At 70.2% G+C, this 25,054-nt stretch carries 28 protein-coding genes; 19 read left to right on the top strand and 9 right to left on the bottom strand.

Annotation, left to right across the window (positions count from 1 at the left end):
- Positions 1–351: 351 nt before the first annotated feature.
- The 5 genes from AC27IY_RS28230 (at position 352) to AC27IY_RS28210 (ending at position 5,114) form a co-directional block, all read left to right on the top strand.
- Entirely contained in the window at positions 352–1,284 is a 933-nt protein-coding gene (locus AC27IY_RS28230; RefSeq protein ID WP_487179761.1) for a hypothetical protein, read from the top strand.
- A 284-nt stretch (positions 1,285–1,568) separates the two neighbouring features.
- A complete protein-coding gene (locus AC27IY_RS28225) occupies positions 1,569–2,483 on the top strand; it encodes a DUF6461 domain-containing protein (protein WP_487179760.1) in 915 nt (304 codons plus the stop codon).
- Between the two features lie 77 nt (positions 2,484–2,560).
- Positions 2,561–2,692, top strand: a complete 132-nt coding sequence (locus AC27IY_RS28220) for a hypothetical protein (protein ID WP_487179759.1) — start codon at positions 2,561–2,563, stop codon at positions 2,690–2,692.
- Positions 2,693–2,775: 83 nt separating this feature from the next.
- Positions 2,776–3,567 carry a GNAT family N-acetyltransferase gene (locus AC27IY_RS28215; protein ID WP_487179758.1) on the top strand — a complete coding sequence of 264 codons (792 nt, stop codon included), beginning with the start codon at positions 2,776–2,778 and terminating at the stop codon, positions 3,565–3,567.
- 131 nt (positions 3,568–3,698) lie between these two features.
- Complete coding sequence (locus tag AC27IY_RS28210) at positions 3,699–5,114, top strand: serine/threonine-protein kinase (RefSeq protein ID WP_423451053.1); 1,416 nt, start codon at positions 3,699–3,701, stop codon at positions 5,112–5,114.
- A 77-nt stretch (positions 5,115–5,191) separates the two neighbouring features.
- Here AC27IY_RS28210 and AC27IY_RS28205 read toward each other — a convergent pair whose 3' ends face one another.
- From AC27IY_RS28205 to AC27IY_RS28195, 3 genes are all read right to left on the bottom strand, one after another.
- On the bottom strand, positions 5,192–5,542 hold the full coding sequence (locus AC27IY_RS28205) for a DUF1330 domain-containing protein (RefSeq protein ID WP_423451052.1): 351 nt from the start codon (positions 5,540–5,542) through the stop codon (positions 5,192–5,194).
- A gap of 106 nt (positions 5,543–5,648) precedes the next feature.
- Positions 5,649–6,377: an SDR family oxidoreductase gene (locus AC27IY_RS28200; RefSeq protein WP_487179757.1), complete on the bottom strand. Its 729-nt coding sequence runs from the start codon at positions 6,375–6,377 to the stop codon at positions 5,649–5,651.
- Between the two features lie 58 nt (positions 6,378–6,435).
- Complete coding sequence (locus AC27IY_RS28195; RefSeq protein WP_487179756.1) at positions 6,436–7,476, bottom strand: DUF418 domain-containing protein; 1,041 nt, start codon at positions 7,474–7,476, stop codon at positions 6,436–6,438.
- Between the two features lie 300 nt (positions 7,477–7,776).
- On the opposite strand from AC27IY_RS28195, the gene AC27IY_RS28190 reads away from it, so the two are divergent.
- Positions 7,777–8,331 carry a shikimate kinase gene (locus AC27IY_RS28190; RefSeq protein WP_487179755.1) on the top strand — a complete coding sequence of 185 codons (555 nt, stop codon included), beginning with the start codon at positions 7,777–7,779 and terminating at the stop codon, positions 8,329–8,331.
- Positions 8,332–8,572: 241 nt separating this feature from the next.
- Here the strand turns inward: AC27IY_RS28190 and AC27IY_RS28185 are convergent, their stop codons facing one another.
- Positions 8,573–9,031: a MarR family winged helix-turn-helix transcriptional regulator gene (locus AC27IY_RS28185; RefSeq protein WP_423477563.1), complete on the bottom strand. Its 459-nt coding sequence runs from the start codon at positions 9,029–9,031 to the stop codon at positions 8,573–8,575.
- A 63-nt stretch (positions 9,032–9,094) separates the two neighbouring features.
- Between AC27IY_RS28185 and AC27IY_RS28180 the strand changes: the two genes are divergently transcribed.
- From AC27IY_RS28180 to AC27IY_RS28170, 3 genes are all read left to right on the top strand, one after another.
- Positions 9,095–9,598: an SgcJ/EcaC family oxidoreductase gene (locus AC27IY_RS28180; protein WP_487179754.1), complete on the top strand. Its 504-nt coding sequence runs from the start codon at positions 9,095–9,097 to the stop codon at positions 9,596–9,598.
- Positions 9,599–9,615: 17 nt separating this feature from the next.
- Complete coding sequence (locus AC27IY_RS28175) at positions 9,616–9,960, top strand: VOC family protein (protein ID WP_487179753.1); 345 nt, start codon at positions 9,616–9,618, stop codon at positions 9,958–9,960.
- A 192-nt stretch (positions 9,961–10,152) separates the two neighbouring features.
- Positions 10,153–11,286 (top strand): NAD(P)/FAD-dependent oxidoreductase, encoded by a 1,134-nt coding sequence (locus AC27IY_RS28170; RefSeq protein WP_487179752.1) that lies wholly within the window; start codon positions 10,153–10,155, stop codon positions 11,284–11,286.
- A gap of 6 nt (positions 11,287–11,292) precedes the next feature.
- Here AC27IY_RS28170 and AC27IY_RS28165 read toward each other — a convergent pair whose 3' ends face one another.
- Both AC27IY_RS28165 and AC27IY_RS28160 read right to left on the bottom strand, forming a co-directional pair.
- Entirely contained in the window at positions 11,293–11,748 is a 456-nt protein-coding gene (locus AC27IY_RS28165) for a flavodoxin family protein (protein WP_487179751.1), read from the bottom strand.
- A gap of 168 nt (positions 11,749–11,916) precedes the next feature.
- Positions 11,917–12,909: a sugar-binding transcriptional regulator gene (locus AC27IY_RS28160; RefSeq protein WP_423451044.1), complete on the bottom strand. Its 993-nt coding sequence runs from the start codon at positions 12,907–12,909 to the stop codon at positions 11,917–11,919.
- Positions 12,910–13,206: 297 nt separating this feature from the next.
- On the opposite strand from AC27IY_RS28160, the gene AC27IY_RS28155 reads away from it, so the two are divergent.
- The 8 genes from AC27IY_RS28155 to AC27IY_RS28120 are packed head-to-tail and all read left to right on the top strand — an operon-like array spanning position 13,207 to position 21,763.
- On the top strand, positions 13,207–14,199 hold the full coding sequence (locus tag AC27IY_RS28155; protein WP_344218090.1) for a sugar phosphate isomerase/epimerase family protein: 993 nt from the start codon (positions 13,207–13,209) through the stop codon (positions 14,197–14,199).
- Positions 14,196–15,089 carry a transketolase gene (locus tag AC27IY_RS28150; protein ID WP_487179750.1) on the top strand — a complete coding sequence of 298 codons (894 nt, stop codon included), beginning with the start codon at positions 14,196–14,198 and terminating at the stop codon, positions 15,087–15,089. The genes AC27IY_RS28155 and AC27IY_RS28150 overlap by 4 nt, the downstream gene beginning before the upstream one ends.
- Positions 15,086–16,036, top strand: a complete 951-nt coding sequence (locus tag AC27IY_RS28145; RefSeq protein ID WP_487179749.1) for a transketolase family protein — start codon at positions 15,086–15,088, stop codon at positions 16,034–16,036. Before AC27IY_RS28150 ends, AC27IY_RS28145 begins: the two co-directional genes overlap by 4 nt.
- Positions 16,029–17,486 carry an FGGY family carbohydrate kinase gene (locus AC27IY_RS28140; protein WP_487179748.1) on the top strand — a complete coding sequence of 486 codons (1,458 nt, stop codon included), beginning with the start codon at positions 16,029–16,031 and terminating at the stop codon, positions 17,484–17,486. The genes AC27IY_RS28145 and AC27IY_RS28140 overlap by 8 nt, the downstream gene beginning before the upstream one ends.
- Complete coding sequence (locus AC27IY_RS28135) at positions 17,483–18,127, top strand: DUF2291 family protein (RefSeq protein WP_364462961.1); 645 nt, start codon at positions 17,483–17,485, stop codon at positions 18,125–18,127. Before AC27IY_RS28140 ends, AC27IY_RS28135 begins: the two co-directional genes overlap by 4 nt.
- A complete protein-coding gene (locus AC27IY_RS28130) occupies positions 18,124–19,662 on the top strand; it encodes a sugar ABC transporter ATP-binding protein (protein ID WP_487179747.1) in 1,539 nt (512 codons plus the stop codon). Before AC27IY_RS28135 ends, AC27IY_RS28130 begins: the two co-directional genes overlap by 4 nt.
- Positions 19,659–20,744 (top strand): ABC transporter permease, encoded by a 1,086-nt coding sequence (locus AC27IY_RS28125; protein WP_423451040.1) that lies wholly within the window; start codon positions 19,659–19,661, stop codon positions 20,742–20,744. The genes AC27IY_RS28130 and AC27IY_RS28125 overlap by 4 nt, the downstream gene beginning before the upstream one ends.
- A 29-nt stretch (positions 20,745–20,773) precedes the next feature.
- On the top strand, positions 20,774–21,763 hold the full coding sequence (locus tag AC27IY_RS28120) for a D-ribose ABC transporter substrate-binding protein (RefSeq protein ID WP_423477557.1): 990 nt from the start codon (positions 20,774–20,776) through the stop codon (positions 21,761–21,763).
- Between the two features lie 31 nt (positions 21,764–21,794).
- Here AC27IY_RS28120 and AC27IY_RS28115 read toward each other — a convergent pair whose 3' ends face one another.
- Positions 21,795–22,181 (bottom strand): winged helix-turn-helix transcriptional regulator, encoded by a 387-nt coding sequence (locus tag AC27IY_RS28115; RefSeq protein WP_364462969.1) that lies wholly within the window; start codon positions 22,179–22,181, stop codon positions 21,795–21,797.
- Between the two features lie 91 nt (positions 22,182–22,272).
- Here AC27IY_RS28115 and AC27IY_RS28110 point away from each other — a divergent pair, with 91 nt between their 5' ends.
- The gene (locus tag AC27IY_RS28110; RefSeq protein WP_487179746.1) at positions 22,273–23,235 is read left to right on the top strand and encodes an NADP-dependent oxidoreductase; all 963 of its coding nucleotides are present in this window, start codon (positions 22,273–22,275) and stop codon (positions 23,233–23,235) included.
- Positions 23,236–23,294: 59 nt separating this feature from the next.
- A complete protein-coding gene (locus tag AC27IY_RS28105; protein WP_487179745.1) occupies positions 23,295–23,645 on the top strand; it encodes a YbaB/EbfC family nucleoid-associated protein in 351 nt (116 codons plus the stop codon).
- 11 nt (positions 23,646–23,656) lie between these two features.
- Here AC27IY_RS28105 and AC27IY_RS28100 read toward each other — a convergent pair whose 3' ends face one another.
- Together AC27IY_RS28100 and AC27IY_RS28095 are read right to left on the bottom strand one after the other, a co-directional pair.
- A complete protein-coding gene (locus AC27IY_RS28100) occupies positions 23,657–24,607 on the bottom strand; it encodes a WXG100-like domain-containing protein (protein ID WP_423451037.1) in 951 nt (316 codons plus the stop codon).
- A gap of 24 nt (positions 24,608–24,631) precedes the next feature.
- Positions 24,632–25,024 (bottom strand): hypothetical protein, encoded by a 393-nt coding sequence (locus AC27IY_RS28095; RefSeq protein WP_449946545.1) that lies wholly within the window; start codon positions 25,022–25,024, stop codon positions 24,632–24,634.
- Positions 25,025–25,054: the final 30 nt, after the last annotated feature.

The following is a 25,054-nucleotide window of genomic DNA, read 5'->3' as shown; positions in this document are numbered from 1 at the left end:
GGGATTCGCGGTCAGAGGCTTCTTGTTCTGTCAGGACCATGTCGAAATCGTGCTGACGACAGCCTGATCGTCTCGCCCGCCATCGACCCGGGCAGGCTCAGCAGACCGACTCCTCCAGCTCAAGCTCGACTGCGGCCGATGGCATCCAATGACCAGGAACTGCGACCAGGTTGACGTACACGCGAGGCCGGCATAGCCCTTCTGTCCCCGGCCCGCTTCCGCTCCGCGCAGATGCACTGGCGGATATATCAGTCACGATCCAGCCGAGCGATCAATAATGTGTCCCCCATGCGAGGCCGAAGCGGGAGAAGTCGGAAGGTGGGCGTTGCGAGGCTGCGCCACCATGCTGACTTGGTTGCGCCATTCCAGGATGCGAAGCTGGTGCGTGCGGCGACAGGTCCCGAGGGGGAACTGGTCGTCTTGTGGGCGCCGCGAGAGAACGCCGAGGCGCTGACCGCACGTACTGTCGGACCAGGTGGAACGTCCTTTCCTCATTCACGTACGGCCGCGCCCGTCTCCGTGCATGTCGCTACGTACAGACCCCACCTGACGACGACGGTGCCCATCGCCGGGCAGTCACTCGCGCACCCCATTGCCCAGCCGCTGCGGGACGGGAGGGTGCTCTTGGTGGGTGCGCGGTGCCGCTGGCGTAACGGGGCTGCCGAGTCCAACGCCGCCATCTACGATGCCGACGGGAAGCGCCAGCGAGAGGGTGTGCTGGGAGACGGAATAGAAGACGTGCAGACGACGCCTTCCGGCGAGATATGGGTGAGCTACTTCGACGAAGGGGTGTGCGGCAACCGCGGATGGGGAGAGGCGGACAGTCCTGCACCTATCGGCTCCCCCGGACTGATTCGCTTCCGGTCTTATCTGGACATCGCGTGGCGTTATCCGTACGACGGGGAGTTCGGTGGGATCGCCGACTGCTACGCGTTGAATGTGGTGGGAGAGGATGCCTGGGCTTACTACTACACCGATTTCCCCATCGTGCGAATCCGGGCTGCGGTGATCGCCGGCTGGTCCACGGAGGTGCGCGGCGCTCATGCGCTTGTAGTCGCCGATGACCGAGTCGTCTTCGTGGGCGGCTATAAGGGCCGGCGTCGGCTGGTCGCTGGGAGCATTCGAGGAGGAGCCTTTTCGGCGGATCGTCCGGCACAGCTGGTGATGCCCAACGGGCGAGCGGTGTCCAGGACGGCGACTGTGCTGGGTCGAGGCAGTGAGCTTCATGTCGTCGTGGGGCAGAGCTGGCTGAAGCTGGGTTTCGAAGATCTCGCTACAGGGTGAGCGACCGATCGCCAGTGAGCGTCTGCGAATCATGACGGTCAGTGGGTGCGGGCTGAGCCGTAGAACTGCACATCATCATGTGGTTATGTCGAACTGATTTCGTGACGAAGGGCCGAAGGCGGTCTTTCTGACTGCTTTCTCACTACCGTCAGTTTCTTCAAGAGGAGCCGGGGTTACGAGTGGCATCCTGCTGGACTGTCGTCCTCCCGCATGACGGAACACCCGTCTCGGATGCAGATGTAGGGATGCTTGTGAGCGGTGGTAGTCAGCACGAGGTTTTCGGGGTGACGGATCCAGCCGATTATGGATACCTCGGCGACCATCTGATGCTGATCGACCGCGTGGATTCGGCTCTGATCTTGTTCGAGAACAACGGCTTCCTGGGAACACTGGATTCCGCCCTGCGACGGCTCAGCCGCGGGGGGCGTGCGTGCAGCGTTCAGTGGAATGTCAACGCCCACAACAGCTTCAACTATGCGGTTGACGGCGAAGTCGTGGTCAGGATCGACGCCATGTTCCCTGATGGGTGGGCGGACAAGCGGCATCCGTTCATCGAGAATGAGCTGCACCGGCTCGCGACCGCTCTCGCCGAAGAAGAGGCGGATTGGCGTGCAGGGGCGATGGCCGCCGTTGAGCTGTGCACGGGGGTCAGGATCAGTGGCGAATGGTTCAACAGGCCGCTGCCCTGCATCACCTTCAAATGGCCCATCGCCGATGAGCCGATATCGGCGAAGATGAAGGCTGAGTTCGATAGAGATCCCGAGCTGCAGCTGAGGATAGAGGCCAGGGCCGCATCAGAATCTCGTCAATTCACCGTCTTGTCGCATCTGGCAGATCAGTTGAGCTTGCGATTCCGGCTCGATGAGTTCCCTGTGGCCCGGGAGGTTCTCGCCGACCTGCGCGTCGGGCGTTGTGCCGACTATCAGAGGATCGTGGAGCTTAGAGAACAGCTCGTGGCGCCACTGACCGGGGAATACTACGACACTCTGAACGAAGACGAAGACGACGATATACCGATGGAGGAGAACCCGGCGTGGCTCAAGATGCAGGCCGGTATTGCTCTTGACATCGCGGCGCGAGGACCAGGAAGTCACCCCAGGGGATTCGGCGCCTACCACCACGCGAGCTTGGCATTCGGCAACGATTGGCCACCTCTCCGGGAGGCCATCCGCGAGATGCTGCGTATGCCGGGCGACTGATGGCAGAAGTCAGCGGCAGGGCAACATGTCTTGTGATCCTGGGGAGGGCCATAGAGTCGTCGGCCTCATTGCAGGTGATGAGCGTCTTGGCGAACCTGTTCACCGTCGTGCATGGCGCCGCGGACGTGATCGCCGCCGGCGATCCACCGGAGCGCTGGTTGGAGGCCGTACGCGACCTCACCCGCCAATGGTTCGGATCGCCGGCGTGACGAGGCGCCGCCGGGGTTCGCTCGGTTGCGCCTAGTGGTGTGGCCGGACAAATCAGTTGTCATGACCCTTACTGTCTTGTCCTGTGACAGACATCGACGACTTGCTCGCGGCCTATGACCAGCAGATGCGGGGAGTGCCTCCCCACCCGCCCGCCGGGGTCACGTACGAGCAGGACGGTCCGCTGTTGCGGATCGTCGGCCAGTTCCGCGGCTTCGTCAGCGCCCCGCGTGACGTCGGCGTCCGCGGCGGAGAGCTCGACCGGCTGATCATCCGCCAGCGCGACTACTTCGCCGCGCGTGGCGAGGCGGTCGAATGGAAGACCCGCGGGCACGACCAGCCGGCCGACCTCACCGAGCGTCTGCTCGCGGCGGGCTTCGTACCGGAGGAGCAGGAGACGGTCCTCATCGGCCTGGCCAAGGACATGACCGCCGCACCGGCTCTGCCGAGTGGTGTCACCCTGCGGCAGATGACCGACGATGTCGACATGCGTCGCATCGCGGCCATGGAGTCCGTCGTCTGGGGACAGGACTGGTCCTGGCTCGGCGATGATCTGATCGCCCGCGTGTCGGCGGCTCCGGACGAGATCGTGGTCATGGTCGCCGAAGCCGATGGGGAGGTGGTCTCCGCAGCCTGGCTGGTCTTCCGGGAGGGCACCGAGTTCGCCGGTCTGTGGGGCGGCTCCACGTTGCCGGCATGGCGTGGCCGGGGCATCTACCGGGCGCTGGTCGCCGCCCGGGCGGATCGCGCCGTTGCCCGCGAGGTCAGGTACCTGCACGTGGACGCGTCCGACGACAGCGCGCCGATCTTGCGGCGGCTCGGCTTCCGCGCGGTGACCACGACCACGCCGTACGTGTGGTCGCCGCCGCACCCTTGACGGGTAGGGGGTCGTGCCTGCCACGTCACCTTTCCGAAGGCGTTCGGCGTACACCGCGGGTCTGGGGATTTGACAGATTCGCGCGCGTACGCACAGGTACGCTGTCAGGACTTCGGCGCAGACGAGGGAGCATGGTGGCCGCGCAGACACAGCCAGGACGTCTGATCAGCGGGCGGTACCGCCTGGAGTCTGTTCTGGGCGGCGGGGGCTTCGGGCGGGTCTGGAAGGCTCACGACGAATCTCTCGATGTGGATGTGGCGGTGAAGGAGGTCTGGCTCCCGTCGGCCGCCTCCGACGAGGAGCATGCGCAGCGGCTGCGGCGCGCCGAGCGGGAGGCGCGCAACGCGGCACGGCTGCGGTCGCATCCGCACATCGTCACCCTCCATGACGTGGTGATCGAGGATCAGGCGCCGTGGATCGTCATGGAACTCGTCGACGGCGGCACTCTCGCTGAGCGGATTCTCCAGAATGGTCCGTTGGAGGCCCGCGCGGTCGCACTGGTCGCCAAGGGGTTGTTGGAGGCCCTCGGTACGGCGCACGCGTCCGGGATCGTGCACCGGGACGTGAAGCCGGCGAACGTGATGTTCGGGGGGGACGGGCGCGTGCTTCTCACCGACTTCGGGATCGCGGTGAAGCAGGGGGACACCGCTCTCACGATGAGCGGTGGGCTGATGGGCTCGCTGGAGTACATCGCGCCGGAACGGTTCAACGGCGTGGACAGCGGGGGTGCGGGGGATCTGTACTCGCTCGGGGTGACGCTGTACCAAGCGTTGGAGGGGGTGTCCCCGTTCCATCGGGACACCCCGACGGAGACGCTCACCGCTGTGCTGTTAGGGGAAGCGCCTGTTCCTCGCGAGGCCGGCGGGCTTGGGACACTGATCACCCGGCTGCTGGATAAGGATCCGGCCAGGCGGCCCACCGCTGCCGAGGCTCTGGCCATGATTGATGCTCTTGAGCTGCCCCGGGTGCCGAACGGCCCTGTGGCGGCGGCCGGTCGTCCTGTCTCGGCGGTCTCGTCGCCGACCCGTACCGAGAACGTCCCTCCTCCTCCGCAGGGGAATCGCAAGCTGCTTATCGCGGGTGGTGCGGTGGTCGCTGCGGTGACAGCTGCGGTTGTCATCGTCGTGGCCACCCAAGGAGACGGAACTCAGGTTCCGCAGGCTGATTCGTCCAGTTCGGCAGCGGATTCCACGGCGCCTGCCGCGAAAGAATCCGGCGCGAAAGGGCAGGGGATGCCGCCGGGGTGCGAGAACCTGACCGAAGTCATGGAGAAGTGGAACCAGGTCCCGTTGAGCGGAACGGTGCCGCTTCCGCCGACCGAGCACGTCCTGACCGAGATCCTGGACCTTCAGAAGGCCAATCTGGCGAAGGCGGTTCGGCCGGCGGTCAAGACCGCGCTCCAGAACGACATCGACATCGCTGAGAGGGCACTCAAGGCGCTTCGTGCCGATGACCCCGAGACATATCGGCAGGCCGTGGCGAAGGACAAACTCAAGCACCTGACCGAGCTCTCCGACGCCTGCTTCTTCAACAATCTGGGTTCGTGAGAGTGGCGATGGCCACGAGGGACGGCACAATGGGCCGCCCGGTGAACCTGCCGACCCGGGCGCGACGTCGTCAGTGCCTATCCACGGGCGCCTAGCGCCTCCCGCATCTCGTTCGCGGTGGAAATCGGGTCGAAGCCCTCGGGGACGCCTTCCACCAGGATGATGTCGCCCTCGATGTGCCGTGAGCGCAGCGGTGCGATCTCCTGGTACGCGGGCGAGTCCCACCAGCTCTGCGCTTCTTCGATCCCCGGGAAGCCGATCATCACGATGTCCCCCGGCCAGCTGCCCTCCAGCACCTTGCGCTTCGCGCCGCGCACGAGAAAGCGGCCGCCGTACGGCTCGAAGGTGGCGGGGATGCGCTCCATGTACTCGACGATCTCCGGGTGCGGGGCGGCCTCTCGCAGGTGAGCTATGACGTAGGCAGACATGGGATCCCTTCCGGTCGGTCGCGCTTCGTACTCCGTGATCGTGGCAGGCGGCCGTGCAGTGAGTCGATGACGTCACAGGTAAAGAGCGGGCGGCGATGTGACCCGCTCAGACCTGTTCGAAGTGGAATGCCTTGATGAAGCAGTCGCGGGGCTGGGTGACCGCGAAGAGGATGCAATCCACGAGTGACTGCGCGGTGAGGGCGTCCTTGGCCTCCCGTGGCGTGGACTCCCACTCCTCGGAGAGGGGGTCGGGGTTGTCGAAGTCGGGCGGGTAGAGCGATATCACCCGGACTCCCCGGGGCCGCAGGCGCTTGGAGAGGATCTCGGTGAAACCGGCTTGGGCGCTCTTGGCCGCGTAGAAGGCGTCGTGCGCGTCCGAGCGGTGATGCCCGGCCGTTCCGCAGGCGGAGACCATCGTCACCACGTCCGGCTTGTCCGAGTTGAGCAGGAGGGGGAGGAAGTTCTTCACGGTCAGGACCGTGCCGGTCGCGCCGGAGGCGATGGTGTCGACGACAGCGGCGTCGGAGGCCGACTGGAGGTCCGGCCCGTGGAGGTAGCTCGCGCCGTTGTTGATCAGGATGTCGACGCGGTCGGTGTGCTGGGCGACGCCGGACGCGAAGTCGCGGATCGAGGCGGGATCGGTCAGGTCGCAGGCGTACGCGTGGACCTGCTGATGGCCTCGGCCGCGGATCTCGTCGCGGACGCGCTCGGCGGCGGCGAGGGTGCGCGCGGACAGGAAGACCTCCGCGCCGAGGTCCGCGAATCGGAGGGCCAGGGTTCGCCCGAAGTCGCGGCCGGCAGCGGTGATGACAACGCGATGGTCGTCGAATCTCATGGGTTCGCTCCTTGTTCGGTGAACGGCCGGTTGTCCGGTTCGGGGCATGGATCACTCACTATGCCCTCCCGTCCCGGCTGAGGGGTGGGCGGTGCGTCCAGGTGGCCCAGCGCCAGAGCCACTCGACGGGGCCCTGGCGGTAGTGGCGGAGCCAGAGCGTGCAGAACAGCCACTGGGCGGCGAGGATGGCTCCGGCGGTCCAGTACGCCGTCGTCAAGGACTCGCCGATCGGCAGGCCGAGGACGCGCGCGGCCAGGAGAACGAGGAGCGTGGCGGTCAGGTAGCCGGTCAGCGCCATCCGGCCCAGTGGTGCGAAGACGAAGCGCAGCGCCGGTCGCAGCGGGGTTCTGAGCAGGATCAGCATGCCGCACACGTACACGCCGACGAGCAGCAGATCGGCCAGGGTGGTCACGGCGGGCAGGTACGTCGTGGCCCCCACGGCCCGCATGCTCGCCTGGGCCCACAGAGCGGCGGCCAGTCCCGCCGCGAACGCCAGGCCCAGCAGGAGCGGGCCGCGGGTGGAGCGCTCGATCTGGCCGATCACCCCGTAGCGGACCAGTGTCGCGCCCAGCAGGAACAGGCCGGCGATCAGCAAGGGGCCGCCCCCGCCGAGGACCAGCGCCGCCGGGATGAGTACGGCGGCGAGGCCGGCCGTGGCCCAGCGCGGCAGCCAGGTCGAGGGCAGCAGCACCAGCATGCCGACGACGGCGTAGTCGGTCAGGATCTCGCCCGGCCACAGCAGCATGTGTACGAGACCGATCGCGAGCAGCGCCCCGAGCCGGCGCAGCAGGACCAGGCGTGGGCGAGGGACGCGGCTCGCGGCGGAGTCCAGCAGCAGCGCGAAGCCGATGCCGAACAGCAGGGAGAAGATCGGCAGCCCGAGCCAGGGGTCCCAGTCGCCCATGGGTTGCACCGCGACGGCGGAGCCGCCGGTGGCCATGAGCTGGATGTTGGCGAGCAGGATCTCGCACAGCGCGAAGCCGCGCAGCACGTCGAGCGCGATGATCCGAGGGCGGCCCGAGGAGGGCGCGGCGCTCTCGGGTTGCCGGTCGGCCGGGACCTGGGGGTGCGAGTTTTGGGGGAGGTCTTCGCGTGGCATGGGGCTTCATCCTGGAGAGCCACGCGAGGTGACGGCACCGGTCGGAAGCAGGGGCTGTGGGGGCCGGGATCATACTTTCGGTCGGTTCAGGGGCGGGTGTGCGGTGTACGGCCACCCGGCGGAGTGGTTCGTCGCATGCCGAAGTCGTCGGGGAGTCCATGGGGCGGGGGAGCGCACGCGTATGGGGCCGATCTCGCCTGTCGCGCCGAACAGGGCCATGATGGCGAGCGCTGTCACGGTGCCGGAGCATGGCAACCTGTCGCGGGCCGCCAGGATGGAGGAATGCGTACAGCCCCGTGGATGGTTCTCATCGGTCCGGCCGCAGCAGGAAAGACCACGCTGGGGGAGGGACTGGCCTCAGCCACAGGAAGAGAGTTCGTCGATGTGGACGCGCTCGGCGAGGTCTATTACGCCGAGGTCGGATGGAGCATGGATCGGCTGCGTGACCGGATCCAGGCCGTGGGCAGGGTCGAGGCCGAGCGGGAGTGGGAACCCGCGCGTGCTCATGCCGTGGAGCGCATGATGGCCGACCATCCGGGCGCGATCGTCTCCCTCGGAGCCGGGCACAGCCACTACACGCGGTCCGAGTTGTTCGAGCGGGTTCGGCTCGCGCTTCGCCCTGTCGATCATGTGGTGCTCGTACTGCCCTCCTCCGACCGCGAACGGTCCGTCCAGATCCTGCGGCAGCGCAGTCTCGCCACGAAGGGGACCGACTGGATCAGCCGGGACGGGCACGACTTCCTCCGTCAGTGGGTGCACGACCCGGGGAACGAGGCTCTTGCGACGACGGTCCTCCACACCGAGGGGGAAGAACCCGGGCAGAGCATCAGCCGCCTTTTCACCATGTGTGCGTGATTCACGTGCACAGGTCCCGGTAGCCGCGGTCTTCCACCCCCTCAAGCCCTGCGGACGCTGGGGTACCGGGGGTGCCTGCGGGTGCGCCAGCGGCACGGCGACCGCGGCCTCCCACTGCGGGTCGGCGCTCAACAAGCTGAAACCGGCACGGCGGCCGTTACGACCATCGGCAGGCAGGCGGTGGACGAGCTGCGCAGGCACCTCGGGGTGTTCGCCGACGCCGGGTCCCGGCGTCGCCCGTTCATGAAGAGCTTCTGAGGCGGGTGGCCTGGTCCTCCTGGACGGCCCGGGCGGTGCGCAGGAAGTCGAGGATGACGGCGAGCTCGTCCGGGCCGTACCGCTGGAGCGCCTGGGCGCCCGCCAGGCCGACCGGGGCGAAGATCTCGGACTCGACCGTACGGGCGGCGTCGGTCGCTGTGACGAGGACGCGGCGGCGGTTGTCCGGATCGGGGGAACGGGTCACCATGCCCGCGCGCTCCAGCCGGTCGATGACCGTGGTGGTGGCCGCCGGGCTGAGCTTGAGCGCGGCACTGATCTGGCCTGCCGTCACCGGGCCGTCGGTCAGCACGCCGTCGAGGCAGCGCAGGTCGGTGCGGTTCAGTGCGAGCCGGGCGGCGGCGGCTTCGTCGAAGGCGTCGAAGCTCTGCTGCAGCAGCCGGAGCTGCATGGCGATCTCCCCGATGAGTTGACGTTTCGACATTCGAATCTTTCTGTTATCGTACATTTCGTTGATCGAAAGAACGATATCAGCCGAGGAGGCATCATGCGTACACCTGCCCTCGCCGAAGGGTCCACCAGTCGCGACACCGAGCGGATCGAGCGGCTCTTCGCCGACTTCAAGGCCGCCTGGACGGCGGGGGACGCGGAGGCGTTCGGGGCGCTGTTCACCGACGACTCCGACTACGTCTCCTACGACGGCACCATCGCCCGCGGCCGGCACGAGCACCAGCGCAACCACGACACGCTCTTCCGCGGCGTCCTGGCCGGCTCGGCGCTGGTCGGCGAGCTGGAGTCGATCCGCTACCTCACCCCTGACGTGGCGGTCGTGCACGGCACGGCCTCCGTCCTGATGCCGTGGCGGTCCGCTCTCCCCAAGCGGCGGCTGTCCCGGCAGACCGTCGTCATGGTGCGGACGGACGCCGGATGGAGGATCGGCGCCATCCACAACGGGCGCGTCCGTCCCGTCACCGTTCCCGAACCTGACGCCCTTCCTTCGCGTCTGTCGCGGTTGATGGCGCGGATCGCGCGCAGGTTCGGCCGCGGATGATCGCTACGCTGGCGGTCATGCGTGTGAGCCAGATTGTGGTGGACTGCCGGGATCCGGCGAACCTGGTGGGGTTCTGGGCGGCGCTGCTGGGCGGGGAGCCGGTGCACCGGGCGCGGGGGTGGGCGCACGTGGAGCCGCCCGGCGGCGTACGGCTCGCGTTCCAGCCGGTCGCCGAGGGCAAGGCGGTGAAGAACCGGCTGCATCTGGACATCGAGGTCGAGGCGATCGGGCCGGCCGTCACTGCCGCGGTACGGCTCGGCGCCGAGCCGATCGGCGAGCAGGTCGTGGACGATCAGGGGGCGTTCCAGGTCATGGCCGATCCCGAGGGCAACGAGTTCTGCTTCGTCGCGCCCGCCGGCTGAGGTCTGGTGCTGCTCCCGGGCGCACTCCGGTCAGCCCGAGGGTGAGCAGCCGGTCGGCTTGGGCCGCCGCGTCGGCGGCAGTGGCGCGAGCTGGCCGCGCATTTGTGGTGAATGCGGAGAAGGGGTGAGGGTGCCGGGCGGATACCGTGCAGACCGCCGTCCCGGCGCGGGAGCGCGCCTACCTTGCGAGATATGCGAAGAGTGGACGTACTGGTGGTGGGGGCGGGGCTGGCCGGTCTGCACACCGCCCGGCTGCTCGCCCGGCGCGATCTGGACGTGCTGGTGATCGACCGGCGCAGGTCGCCGGACTCGGGGATCCGGACGACGGGGATCTTCGTCCGCCGTACCCTCGACGACTTCGACCTGCCCGAGCACCTGCTCGGGCCGGGCATCCGGGACGTGCTGCTGTACCCGCCGTCGCGGCGCTCGCCGGTCCGGCTCACCAGCGATCGGGACGAGTACCGCGTGGCCGACATGCCGGGCGTCTACCGGTACGCGCGCCGCGCGGCGGAGGCCGCCGGGGCGGAGGTCGTCCCCGGTGTCCGGTACGTCGGGGCGCGGTCGGGCGTCGTGACCCTGGAGGGGGCGGAGCCGGTAGCGGCGCGGTTCGTGGTCGGCGCGGACGGCGCCCGCTCGCACGTGGCCCGTGACCTCGGCCTCGACGTCAACCGGCGGTTCCTGGTCGGCGCCGAGCTGGTGCACCCGATCGCGCCGGGGACGGACGGCCCGGCGTTCCACTGCGTGCTGGATCCGCGGGTCGCGCCCGGCTACCTCGGGTGGGTGGTGGACGACGGGCGGCAGGCGCACGTCGGCGTCGCGGGGGATCCGGGCGCGATGCGCGCCGGGGTACGGCACCTGCTGGACGCCTTCCTGGCGGACGGCGCGCCGGGGCACGCGCCGCCGGCCGGGCCGGTCGAGCGGCGGGGCGGGCCGATCCCGGTGGGCGGGGTGCTGCGGCGGCTGGCCTGCCCGGCCGGGCTGCTCGTCGGGGACGCGGCGGGCGCGGTGTCGCCGCTGACGGCCGGGGGGCTGGACCCGTGCCTGCGCCTGTCGGAGCTGGCGGCGGCCGTCGTGGCGGGATACCTGCGGACCGGCGACCAGGAGGTGCTGCGACGGTACGACGGGGGCGTGCTGCGGGCGCGGTTCCGGGGGCGGCTGCTGCTGCGGCGGGCGCTCGCCGGCGTACGGACGGCCGCGGCGGCCGAGGCGGCGGTGGGGCTGCTGCGCAACCGGGCCGGGCGGGCGCTGGCGGCGCGGGTCCTGTTCGGCGACGGCTCGTTCCCCGACGTACGGGCCGGACTCGCCGACCTGGCGGCCACCCGATGACGCGCCCTACGTGGGGCTGATGGTCGCGGCGAGGGTGGCGCCGAGTTCCCAGCAGGCCGCGAGGTCGTCCTTGCCCGGCGGCCCCGTCACCGTGACCGGCCGGACGACCCGCTCCCACCCGAGCCCGGCCGCGATCGACTCGACGGCGCGCACGGCCCCGGTCGTGTCGTTGTTGCCGTGGACGTACAGCCCGTACGGCATCCGCCGCGTCTCCTCCAGGCACGGGTAGTAGACGGTGTCGAAGAAGTGCTTGAGCGCGCCGCTCATGTAGCCGATGTTGGCGGGCGTGCCCAGGACGATCCCGTCGGCCTCGAACACGTCGACGGCGGTGGCCCGCAGCGCCGCCCGGGTGACCACCTCCACGCCTTCGACCTCGTCGGTCGTGGCGCCGTCGCGCACGGCGGTGAAGAGCTCCTGGAGCGTGGGCGAGGCGGTGTGGTGCACGATCAGCAGGCGTGACACGGCGACGATCCTCTCACGCCTCCGGCGGGCGGCCCGTGTCGGCGCGCGCGGCGTGCGCCGCGGCGGTCCGAGGACCAGGCTCTGACGGCGGGCTGTCCGGGAACCAGCAGGGCGGGCGGCGGGAGAGCCGGCTTCCCCGCCGCCAGGGCGGGCGGCAGTCCTGGGAGATCAGGCGTCGTCCGGCTCGTCGAGCAGGGCGCGGGCCGTGGCGACGTCGGTGATGATGACGTTGACCCAGCCGCCGCTGATCGCCGCTCGGATGGCGGCGTGCTTGCGCTCGCCGCCCGCCATCCCGATGCGGCGCGGGATCGAGCGGAAGACCTTGGGGTCGATGCCGACGACCCGGCTGTTGAGGTCGCTGTGGATCAGCTCGCCGGTCGCGTCGAAGAAGCGCTGGCAGACGTCGCCGACCGCGTGGGCGGCGATGAGTTTGTCCTGGTCGGTGGCGGCGAGGGCGTTGCCGCTGTCGCGCAGCAGCGGCGAGGGCTGCACGCTGCCGATGCCGACCAGCGCCATCGTCAGGCTCTGCCACTCCTCGGTCACCGCGCGCATGGCGGCGTCGCCGACCAGGCTCTGGCTGATCTCGGCGGTGCCGACCAGGCCGGGCGCCTGGACGTAGATCGGCTCGGCGCCGACCAGCTCGGCGAGGTGGCCGAGGAGCCGGTTGGCCTTGGCCTGGACGGTGCGCTCGCCGACGCCGCCGACGAGCTGGACCACGCGATCGGCGCCGGCCACCCGCAGCGGGCGGAGCCGGTCGGCGACGGACAGGAGCGTCTGGCTCCACGGCGAGATGCCGATGCGCTCGCCGCCGGCGAGGGTCGACTCGAGGTAGGCCGCCCCGGCCGAGCCGATGCCGGCGAGGATCTCCGACTCGTCGCCGTCGACGTCGACGACGACCGCCTCCCGTAACCCGTAGCGGTCCTCCAGCGCCTGTTCGAGCGTCAGGTGCACGCCCTGGGAGACCACGACGACGGTTCGTACGATGCCGATCTCGCCGGCCCGCTTGAGCAGCCGGGACACCTTCGTCTGCGAGATGTGCAGGGCGTCGGCGATGTCGGCCTGGCGGATGCCGCGCTCGTGGTACATGTGCGCGACCTTGGTGATCAGCCGCACCCGCCCTTCGGGGCCGGACCGGCCGACGCCGCTCGCGTGCACAGCCATCAGGATCCGCCCTTCTCGCCACCGCGAAGACTCCTCGCCCAACATTTTCCATCGGACGGGTCGTTCCCCGCGCCGCCGCGGCGACGGCTGATTGTTTCGCGCACGCTACGTCATCCTCACAGTCGGGTGGAGGAGGTGGCGAGAAGTTATTGACAGCCACCTCACGGATCAGCCACCCTACGGGAACGGAAGATTATGCGTTAGAGCATAAATATGCAATGGACCGTGGTGATGTGCCGCGTGCTGACCGCCGGGACACCACGACCTGCTCAACAAGGAGTGATCGACGTGACGGGCATGCCGACCTTCGGTGCCGGGATCTGGCACTTCGCCACCTACAAGGACCGTTACGCCACCGACGGGTACGGTCCACCGGTCGGGCTGCTGGAGCAGATCGACCGCGCCGGCGCGGTGGGCGAGCTGTCGGTGGTGGACCTGAACTGGCCGTTCGTCGGGTTCGACGGCAGCCTGGACGACGTCAAGGCGGCGCTGGCCAAGAACGACCTGAAGGCCATCGCGATCACGCCCGAGATCTACACGCGCGACTTCGTCAAGGGCTCGTTCACCAACCCCGACCCCGCCGTGCGCAAGAAGGCGATCGCGTTGATGCACGACGCCACCGAGGTGGCCTTGGAGCTGGGCTGCTCGTACGTGAAGCTGTGGCCGGGCCAGGACGGCTGGGACTACCCGTTCCAGGTGAACTACCACGACATCTGGCAGCTCGCACTGGACGGCCTGACGGAGCTGTGCTCCGCCCACCCTGAGATCAACTATGTGATCGAGTACAAGCCGCGCGAGCCCCGCGTGAAGATCATCTTCCCGAGCGTGGCCCGCACGCTGCTCGGCATCGAGCGCATCGGCCTGCCCAACCTCGGCATCCTGCTCGACTTCGGCCACTCGCTCTACGGCCAGGAGACCCCGGCCGACGCCGCGCAGCTCGCCATCGACCACGGCCGGCTGTTCGCCATCGACGTCAACGACAACATGCGCGGCTGGGACGACGACATGGTGGTCGGCTCGGTGCACCTGGTGGAGACGTTCGAGTTCTTCCACACCCTGCGCCGCAACAACTGGGACGGCGTCTGGCAGCTCGACCAGTTCCCCTTCCGCGAGGACAGCGTCCAGGCCGCCAAGCAGGCGATCCGCTTCCTCAAGGCGGTGCACCGCGCGCTCGACGTCCTCGACGACGACGCGCTCGCCGCCGCCCAGGCCGCGCACGACGCGCTGGCGGCGCAGCGGCTCGTCCAGAACGCGCTGCTCACCTCGATGGCCGGGCTGGAGGAGGCATGACCGAGCTGGCCGTGCACGAGCACGTCGGCCTGCCCGTCTTCGAGCGGCTCGGCCCGCACGCGAGCCGCGCCGAGCAGGTCGCGCACCTGGCCGAGGCCGCCCGGCAGATCCGCATCCAGGACCTCAAGCTCGTCCACCACGCCAGGGCGGGCCACATCGGCGGCGACTTCTCGGCCATCGACATCCTGGCCACCTTGTACGGCGCGGTGCTCGACCTCAGCCCCGAGCGGGTCGCCGACCCGGAACGCGACCGGTTCATCCTGAGCAAGGGCCACGTCGCAGGGGCTTTGTACACGACGCTGGCCGCGTTCGGCTATCTGCCGGTGGCCGAGCTGGCGACGTTCCTGCAGCCGCTGTCGGCGCTCAACGGCCATCCCAGCCGGACGAAGGTCGCGGCCGTCGAGGCCAACACCGGGCCGCTCGGGCACGGGCTGCCGGTCGCGGTCGGGCACGCGCTGTCGGCCAAGCTGGACGGCTCACCGCGCCGGACGTACGTGCTGGTCGGCGACGGCGAGCTGCAGGAGGGCAGCAACTGGGAGGCGATGATGGCGGCCTCCCAGCACCAGCTCGACCGGCTGACCGTGATCGTCGACCGCAACCGGCTGCAGCAGGGCGCCACCGTCGAGGAGACCAACGACCTCGACCCGCTGCACGACAAGGCGGCCGCGTTCGGCTTCGCCGTGACCGAGGTCGACGGGCACGACCACGGCGAGCTGCTGGACGTGCTGTCGTCGGTGCCGCTGCGGCCCGGCAAGCCGACCTTCGTGATCGCCCACACGCACAAGGGCCACCCGATCTCGTTCATGAGCGACAACGTCGCCTGGCACCACAAGGTGCCGAACGAGGCCGAGTATCAGCAGGCGCTCACCGAACTGGAGGACAAGGCATGACCTCGGTCGCCGACCTGCCCCGCTTCGACTGCCGGGACGCCTACGTCGCGACCCTGTCGGAGCTGGCGCACGAGGACCACCGGATCGTCGGCGTGGTCAACGACTCGGTCGGCTCCAGCAAGCTCGCCGGCTTCCGCACGTCCTTCCCCGACCGGCTGATCAACGTCGGCATCGCCGAGCAGGACATGGTCGGCGTGGCCGCCGGCCTGGCCAACGGCGGCCGGATCCCGTTCGTCTCCGCGGCCTCCTGCTTCCTCACCGCCCGGGCCTTGGAGCAGATCAAGGCCGACGTCGCCTACTCCAACCACAACGTCAAGCTGTGCGGCATGAGCCCCGGCCTGGCCTACGGCGAGCTGGGCGCCACCCACCACTCCATCGAGGACATCGCCTGGCTGCGGGCCATCGACAACCTGACCGTCATCGTCCCCGCCGACCCGATCGAGACCAGCGCCGCGCTGCGCTGGGCGGCCGAGGTGGAGGGGCCGGTGTTCGTCCGGGTCAGCAGGATGAGCGTGCCGCAGGTCAACGCCGACGACTACACCTTCGTCCCCGGCCGGGCGGTGACGCTGCGCGAGGGCGGCGACGTGACGCTGATCGCCAACGGCACCGTGCTGTGGCGGGCGCTGGTCGCCGCCGAGCAGCTGGAGGCCGAGGGCGTCTCGGCACGGGTGCTGTCGATGCCGACGGTCAAGCCGCTCGACACGGAGGCGGTCGTAGCGGCCGCGCGGGAGACCGCGGGCATCGTCACCGTCGAGGAGTCGACCATCGCCGGCGGTCTCGGAGGCGCCGTCGCCGAGACCGTCGTCCAGCACCACCCCGCCAGGGTCGCCATCCTCGGCGTCCCCGAGTTCGCCCCCACCGGGTCGGCCGCCTTCCTGCTCGACCGCTACGGCATGTCCCCGGAGGGCATCGCCGCCTCGGCGCGGAGCCTGCTCAGCCATGGCTAGCCCGCTCATCCTCGCCATCGACCAGGGCACCAGCTCCACCAAGGCGCTCCTGGTCGATGAGGACGGCCGGGTCGTCTCCCGCGCGGCCGTCCCGCTCGCCGAGGCCCAGCCGCGGCCGGGCTGGGTCGAGCAGGACCCCGCGGAGCTGTGGCAGAGCGTGCGGCGAGCGGTCGCCGCCTGCGTCGCCCCCGAGCACGCCCACCGGGTCGCCGGTGTCGGGATCAGCAACCAGCGCGAGTCCCTGGTCCTGTGGGACCGGCGCACCGGCGAGCCCGCCGGGCCGCTGCTGAGCTGGCAGGACCAGCGCACCGCCGACCGCTGCCACGAGCTGGCCGGCTCGGCCGAGCTGGTCCGCTCGGTCAGCGGCCTGCCGCTGGACCCGATGTTCTCCGCGCTGAAGGCCCGCTGGCTGCTCGACACGTACGGGCGGCGCGGGCTCTGCCTCGGCACGATTGATTCCTGGCTGCTCAGCCGCTTCGGCGGCGAGCACGTCATCGAGGTCGGCAACGCCTCCCGCACCCAGCTCCTCGACATCGGGACCGGGCAGTGGGACGAACGGCTGCTGGAGCTGTTCGGCGTGCCGGCCGAGGTGCTGCCCCGGGTGACGGCCTCGACCGGGCCGTTCCCCGGCGTCCGCGACCTGGCGCCGCTGCCCGACGGGACGCCGGTGCTGGCGGTGCTGGGCGACTCGCACGCCGCGATGTTCGCCCACGCCGGCTGGCGGCCCGGGGTGGTCAAGGCCACCTACGGGACCGGTTCATCGGTGATGGCGGTCGGCGGCGGGGACGCGCCCGGGCTGTGCCGCAGCATCGCGTGGGACCTCGGCGACGGCCCGGTGCCGGCCGTCGAGGGCAACATCCGGGCCACCGGCCGCGCGATCTCCTGGCTGGCGGACCTGCTGGACGCGCCCGCCGAGACCCTGCTGGCCGAGGCGGAGGACGCGGACACCGGCGGGACGCACTTCGTGCCCGCCTTCGGCGGCCTCGGCGCCCCCTGGTGGGACCCGGACGCGACGCCCGTCATCACCGGCTTCTCGCTGGGCACCCGGCGGGCGCAGCTGGTGGCCGCCGCACTGGAGGCCGTGGCCTTCCAGGTCGAGGACGTCGTGGCCGCCGTCGAGGCGGCGACCGGACGGGTCCGCGTCCTCATGGCGGACGGCGGGCTCACCCGCAGCGCCCGGCTCATGCGCCTGCAGGCCGACCTCAGCGGGCGGATCGTCGCCCGCAGCGGCGAGCACGACCTGTCCGCGCTGGGCGCGGCCGACGCCGCCGGGCTCGCCGCCAAGCTCTGGACCCTCGACCGCCTGGAGGCCAGGCACCGGCCCGCCGACACCTACCGGCCCGCCATCGACGAGGCCGGGCGCGCCAGAAGGAAGGCCGCCTGGCACGCGGCCGTCCGTCAGGCCCGTCCCGAGCACTCCGGGCCCTCGCAGGAAGGAGAAGTCACATGACCGCATCGGCGCCGGCCGCCCGCCGGCGCGTCCCGGCCCGGTGGATCGCCGCCGCACTGGTCGCCCTGCTGATCGTGCTCATGGCGGTCGACACCGAGTACCGCACCGCCGAGACGGCCGCCGCCGCGGCGCCCGCGAAGTTCGACCCGGCCGCCTTCGGCGCCCAGAACTACCAGGCCAAAGTGGTGCCCGCCATCGAGCAGTCCGCCGTCGACCTGCCGGTCCTGCTCAAGGCCCTGGCCGACGACAAGGAGGCCGCCGGCCAGAAGTACGGCAAACGCCAGGGCACCGGCCCGTACAGCTTCGCCGTCAAGGGCACGGGCACCGCGGGCAAGGCGCGCTCCGGCCTGCTGCCCGTCACGGTCGAGGGCCTGCCCGCCGACACGAAGGTGTCGCTGCAGATCGGCCCGGCCATCAACGGCACGGCGCTGCGCGACGCCGCAGGCTTCATCACCTTCGGCCAGTTCACGAACCAGGTCGAGTACGCGGACGCCGCCACCGCGCTGAACAACGAGCTGCGCGGCAAGCTGCTGAACGGCCTCGACGTCGCCGCCCTGGACGGCAAGGAGATCACCTTCACCGGCGCGTTCACGCTGCTCACCCCGCAGACCGTGACCATCACCCCGGTGGCGATCTCATGAACGCTCCCGTGCTGCGGGCCTGCGAGGTCACCAAGGTCTACGGCGGCACCCACGCGCTCAGAGGCGTCGACTTCCCCGTCACCGCGGGCCGCGTGACCGCGCTGTTCGGCGAGAACGGGGCCGGAAAGTCCACGCTGATGAAGATCCTGGCCGGCATCGAGCGGCCCACCACGGGTCACGTCGAGCTGGACGGGCGGGCCGTCCGGCTCCAGTCCTCCCGGCACGCCGCCGACCTGGGCATCGCCATCATCCACCAGGAGCTGAGCCTGTGCCCGAACCTCAGCGTCACCGACAACCTGTTCCTGGCCCGCGAGGTCCGCACCGGGTTCGGCACCGTCGATCGCAAGGCGCAGCGCGCGGCCACCCGGGCCGTGCTCGACCGGCTGGAGGAGCACACCGACCCGGACGAGCTGGTCGGCGACCTGCGGCTGGGCCAGCAGCAGCTCGTGGAGATCGCCCGCGCCCTGCTCCAGGAGGCGCGCGTCCTGATCATGGACGAGCCGACCTCCGCGCTGACCGCGCCCGAGGTCGAGGTGCTGTTCAAGGTGATCAGGGAGCTGACCGCCGCGGGCGTGGCCGTCGTCTACATCTCCCACCACCTCGACGAGGCGCTCGACATCGCCGACGACGTCGTGGTGCTGCGTGACGGCGCGCTCGTCGCCACCGCCAGGGCGGACGAGGTGGACATCCGCTGGATCGTCGAGCAGATGGTCGGCCGCGACCAGGACACCCTCTTCCCCGACCGCGAGCCCGTGCTCGGCGAGGAGGCGCTGACCGTGCGCGGCCTCACGGTCGCCGACCCGGCCGTCCCCGACCGGCTCGCCGTGGACGGGCTGTCGCTCGCCGTGCGCGCGGGCGAGATCGTCGGCGTCTACGGCCTGATGGGCGCGGGCCGCACCGAGCTGCTGGAGGCGGTCGCGGGCCGGCTCCGGCCGGTGTCCGGCGAGATCCTGCTGGCCGGGACACCCCTGGAGGGGCCCGGCATCCGCGAGCGCATCGAGCGCGGCGTGGTGCTGGTGCCCGAGGACCGCCAGCGTGACGGCCTCGTCCAGACCATGTCGGTGGGGCAGAACCTGTCACTCGCGGCGCTCGGCTCGTACGTCCGCGGCCTGTTCGTGTCGCAGCCGCGCGAGCGAGCCGCGGTCACCCGCGCGATCACCGACGTCACCGTCAAGACCAGCGGCCACGCGGCGGCCATCGGCTCGCTCAGCGGCGGCAACCAGCAGAAGGTGGTCATCGGCAAGGCGCTGCTGACCGAGCCGCGCGTGCTGCTGCTCGACGAGCCGTCACGCGGGGTCGACGTCGGCGCCAAGGCCGACATCTTCGAGTTGATGGCGGCCCAGGCCAGGAGCGGGCTGGCCGTCCTTTTCACCACATCCGACGCCGAAGAGGCTCTGCACATCCCCGACCGGCTGCTCGTGCTCGCCCGCGGCGCCCTCGTCGGCGAGTTTCGGCGCGGCGAGCTGACCCGGGAGGAACTCATGCGCGTGTCCGACGGCGGTACCCAGGCCGAAGAACGGGACGGCGCGTCATGACGGCGACCGCCACCGCCGCGCCCCCGGAGCGGGAGGCCGCCGCCCGCGCCCGCCGCCTGTCGCTGCTCAACGTGGCCTTCGAGGCGCGCGCGTTCATCGCGCTCGCCGTGCTCATCGTCGTCTTCGCCCTGCTGTCGGACGCGTTCCTGACCGTCCCGAACCTGATCACGATGACCAAGCACGTCGCCATCAACGCGGTCATCGCGCTCGGCATGCTGCTGGTCATACTCAAGGGCGGCATCGACCTGTCGGTCGGCTCCATCGTCGGGCTGTCCGGCGTGGTCGCGGGCGAGCTGCTGGGCGGCCTGCACGTCGGCGGCGTGATCGCCTATCCGCCGGTGTGGGTGGTGATCGTGGTGTGCGTGACGGTCGGCATGGCCGTCGGCGCGCTCAACGGGCTGCTCGTCACCCGCTTCAACGTCGCGCCGTTCATCGCGACGCTCGGCATGCTGTACGTGGCCCGCGGCGCGGCGATGCTCATCTCCGACGGCGCCACCTATCCCAATCTGGCCGGCAACCCCGCCCTCGGCAACACCGGCTTCGGCCTGCTCGGCAGCGGCCGTCCGCTCGGCCTGCCCACCTCGATCTGGATCATGATCGCGCTGGCGGTGGCGGCGACCCTGCTGCTCGCCAAGTCGCCGTTCGGCCGCTGGCTCTACGCCACGGGCGGCAACGAGCGGGCCGCCGACCTGTCCGGCGTGCCGATCCGGCGGGTCAAGACCCTGGTGTACGTCATCTCCGGCGCGTGCGCCGCCGTGGCCGGGCTCATCATCGCCTCCGAGCTGACCTCGGCCGCGCCGCAGGCGGGGGAGACGTACGAGCTGAACGCCATCGCCGCGGTCGTCATCGGCGGCGCGGCGCTCAGCGGCGGCCGGGGCACCGTGCGCGGCACCCTGGTCGGCGCGTTCGTCATCGGCTTCCTCGCCGACGGCCTGGTGATCCTGGGCGTGTCGACGTTCTGGCAGATCCTCATCAAGGGCGCCGTGATCATCCTCGCCGTCATGCTCGACCAGGGCCAGCAGCGATTCAAGCGCCGTGGGGCCGCCGCCGCGGCGGTCGCCGCGACCAAGCACCACGACTAGACAGCACCACCCCCCGAAGGAGAACCACCATGCGCCGTGTGCTCACCATGGCCCTGTCCCTGACCATCGGCTGCGCCGCGCTGACCGCCTGCGGAGGGAGCGGCGGCGAGCAGCCTGCCACCAGCGCGTCCGCGAGCGGCGGCGCGAGCGCGGCCGGCGGGCTGATCGCGATCATCACGCCCTCGCACGACAACCCGTTCTTCAAGGCCGAGGCCGACGCCGCCAAGGCCCAGGCGGAGAAGCTCGGCTACCAGACGTCCGTGGCCTCCCACGATGACGACCCCAACAAGCAGAGCGAGCTGATCGACGCGGCGATCTCCCGCCAGGCCAAGGCGATCATCCTGGACAACGCCGGCGCGGACGCCTCCATCGGCCCGGTGCGCAAGGCGACCGACGGCGGCATCCCCGTCTTCCTGATCGACCGGGAGATCAACGCCACCGGCATCGCCAAGGCGCAGATCGTCTCCAACAACGCCCAGGGCGCGCAGCTCGCCGCGCAGTCGTTCGTCGAGGCCATGAAGAACAAGGGCAACTACGTCGAGCTGGTCGGCAAGGAGTCCGACACCAACGCCAGCGTGCGTTCCAAGGGCTTCGCCGACGTCATCTCGCAGTATCCGGACCTGAAGCAGGTCGCCAAGGAGAGCGCCAACTGGGACCAGCAGGAGGCGTTCACCAAGATGGAGACCATCATCCAGAAGAACCGCGACATCCAGGGCGTGATCGCCGGCAACGACACCATGGCCCTCGGCGCGGTCGCCGCGCTCAAGGCCGCCGGTCTGCTGGACAAGGTCACGGTCGTCGGCTTCGACGGCAGCCCCGACGCGATCGCCGCGATCAAGGCCGGTGAGATGCACGCCACCGCGCTGCAGCCCGCCGCGCTCGGCGCCATCAGCGCCGTCGACCAGGCCGACCAGTTCATCAAGACCGGCAAGACGGGCAAGGAGGAGAAGCAGTCGATCGACTGCGAGCTGGTCACCGCCGACAACGCGGACGAGTTCGGGGTGTTCGCCAGGAAGTAGCGCACACCAGGTTGATGGAAGGGTGGCCACGCTACCCGTGGCCACCCGCGTCGGCGCGCGCGGCGTGGATCTCGTCGAGGTGCTGCTCCACCCAGGAGCGCAGCAGGCCGAGGGGGCCGGCCACGCCGCGGCCGAGGTCGGTGAGCGCGTACTCGACGTGCAGCGGGACCGCCGGGTAGATCGTCCGGTCGACGAACCCGTTCTCCTCCAGGCGGCGCAGGGTCTGGGTGAGCACCTTGGGGCTCACGCCCTCCAGGCGGCGCTGCAGCGCGCCGAACCGCTGCGGCCCCTCCTCCAGCGCGCCGACGGCGAGGGCGGACCACTTGTTGGCCAGCAGATCGAGGACGTCCCGGCAGGGGCACTGCGCGGCGTAGACGTCGTGCCGGTCGTGCAGGCCGGAGCGGCAGGTCAGCGCCATGACCTGGTCCTTTCCTTCATGGGTGATTACTTCCCAAAGGATAGTAGTGTCCCTTGCTAGTTACTACCCTCCTTTGGGTAGCGTCGCCTGCATGTCATCCACCATGCATGCGATCGTTCAGGACTCCTTCGGCGGCCCGGAGGTGCTGCGCCTCGCCGAGGTGCCGCGACCGGCCCCGCTGCCCACCGAAATCCTCGTACGGGTGCACGCCGCCGGCGTGAACCCCGTCGACTGGAAGACCCGCCAGGGCGGCGGCATGGCCGGGGTGCTGGGGGAGCCGCCGTTCATCCTGGGCTGGGACGTCTCCGGCGTGGTCGAGGAGACCGGGTTCGGCGTGACGATCTTCGAGCCGGGGGACGAGGTGTTCGGCATGCCGTGGTTCCCGCGCCAGGCGGGGGCCTACGCGGAGTACGTCACCGCGCCCGCCCGCCACTTCGCCCGCAAGCCGCGCGCCTTCGGCCACGAGGCCGCCGCCGGGACCCCGCTGGCCGCGCTCACCGCCTGGCAGGCTCTCGTCGACACCGCCGCGCTGAGCAGCGGGCAGCGGGTGCTGGTCCACGCGGCGGCGGGCGGCGTCGGCCATCTGGCGGTGCAGCTCGCCCGGCACGCGGGCGCGTACGTGATCGGCACCGCCAGCGCCGCCCGGCACGACTGGCTGCGCTCGCTGGGCGTGGACGAGACGATCGACTACACCACGACCAGGTTCGAGGAGGTCGTACGCGACGTGGACGTGGTCCTCGACCTCGTCGGCGACTCCCACGACCGGACGAGCACCCGTTCGCTGGAGGTGCTGCGGCCGGGCGGGCTGCTCATCGCGGTGCCGTCGGGCGTGCAGCCCGAGCTGGTCGAGCGCGCCCGCGAACGCGGCGTGCGCGCCACCGGCATCCTGGTCGAGCCGGACGGCGCGGCGCTGACCAGGATCGCCGAGCTGATCGACAAGGGCGAGCTGAACGTCGAGGTCGAGGAGGTCTTCCCGCTCGCGGAGGCCGCCGAGGCGCACGCGCGCGGCGAGCGGGGACGCAACCGGGGCAAGATCGTGCTCCGCGTCCCCTGATCTGCTGTGTCTTTTGTTAGGTATTGCGCCTTATGTGAGTTTTGTGGCAGAACTGGCGCATGATTCAGCGCGATCTCCGCAGCGGCGATCCGGAGCTCGACCGCCTCATGGCGGAGCTCCAGGCGAGTTCTCAGGAGTTCTCCGAGGTCATCGGCAAGGTCGGTGACGTGGTGGGACAGGCCGAGAGCGCGGACGGCAAGATCAAGGTGCGCGTCTCGTCCTCGGGGCAGCTCCTCGGCCTGCACCTCGACCCCAGGGCGATGCGGCTGGGGTCGCAGGAGCTGGCGGGCGCGATCATGGAGCTGTCGCGGCGCGCGACCGACGACGCGGCGCGACGGCTCATGGAGGTGACACGGCCCTACCTCGACGGCGACCGGCCTCCCGCCCAGGGCGATCGGCGCCGCCGATAGCCGCAGCCTCGTCACGGGCGCGCGATGAGGCTGCGCGTGCCGTGGATGAGGAACTTCTGGTACATCTCCTCCTTGGTCAGGCCGTGCTCCGCGCCGGGCAGCGGGTTGTCCCCGTGCTGCGCGTCCATCGTCATCGAGTACGTGACGGAGGACGCCATCCGGGGCAGGAAGCTGCCGGTGTTCAGCTCGGTGCCGTTCGGCAGCTTGACGTGGGTGGCGACGTTCCGCAGGCCGGGCACCTTCGCCATGAGCGCCGTGCTGCCCTCGGCCACCGTGTCGAAGGCCATGTTCGCGACGAAGTGCTCGCGGAAGGCGTCGAGGTTGTAGCCGGCCGATCTGACGTCGTTGCCCGACAGGTCCTTCTTGACGCCGCCCAGGTAGTTGATCCCCAGGGGCAGGACGACCTCGCCGGTCGCGTACGCGGCGCTGTCGGCCAGCATGTACGCGAACAGCGGCAGCAGCATGACGACGAACCGGTTGGCGGTGTACTTGAGGACCAGCGCCTTCCGCTTCATGATCGCCTGGAGGATCTTCCAGGTGACCACCTGGTAGCCGATGGTGTACATCATGTCCACCGTCAGGATCCAGCACAGCACGTGCAGGGCGTGATTGATCTTCTCGATCGTGTCGGCGTAGGCGCGGCAGGCGTTGGCCACGTTCCGGTGCTTGAGCGAGACCGCGAGCACGGCCGGGCCGTACTGGGTGGTCCAGAACTTCTTGAACTCCTCGACCGCCGGGTCCTCGCTGGTCTTCCAGACCTTCTCGGCGGCCGCGTTGGCCTCGCGGAAGTGCTTGTCGATGTCGTCGGCGACGTCGTCCAGCGCGTCGGCCAGCTCGCGGATCTTCTTCGGGTCGCCGTCCAGGTACGAGATGCCGAACAGCACCTCGGGCGCCAGCACGCCCGCGGCTCCGGCCCCGGCCATGCCGGTCAGCGCGACCTTCGCTCCGAGCCCCAGGGCCATGCCCGTCCCCTTCCTCGCCGGTCGTCAGGCCAGCTCGACCGGTGTGGTGGGCACGGCGAGGTCCTTCGGCTGCTGCTTGCCGAACTCCACCAGGTCGTGCACGAAGGCGTTCTTGTCGACCATGCTGGCCCAGTCGGCGGTCTTGACGTTCTTGCTCATGGCCGTGACGGCCGCGCCGATGGCCTCGTACGACTTGGTGAGGTTGTCCAGGGCGGTGAACAGGTCCCTCTGCGCGGCGTCGTAGCCGGGGTGGCCGTCCTTGCCCCTGCGGAAGATCAGCGCCGCCTCGTCCTCGCCGAGGTAGGCCCTGAGGGTCTCCACCGCCGAGCGGTCCAGGCTGACGGCCCTGGCGAACTCGCCGCCCTCGTCGTGGATCGCCTTGCCGGCGGCCTCCATGCTCTTGTGATCGATGTCCACAACAGCCCCTCCTGCCACTTCTGCACGGAA

This window comes from Nonomuraea sp. B208, assembly GCF_057536035.1.
The sequence above is the reverse complement of the archived record's forward strand: the minus strand, read 5'-3'. Positions and strand labels throughout refer to the sequence as shown.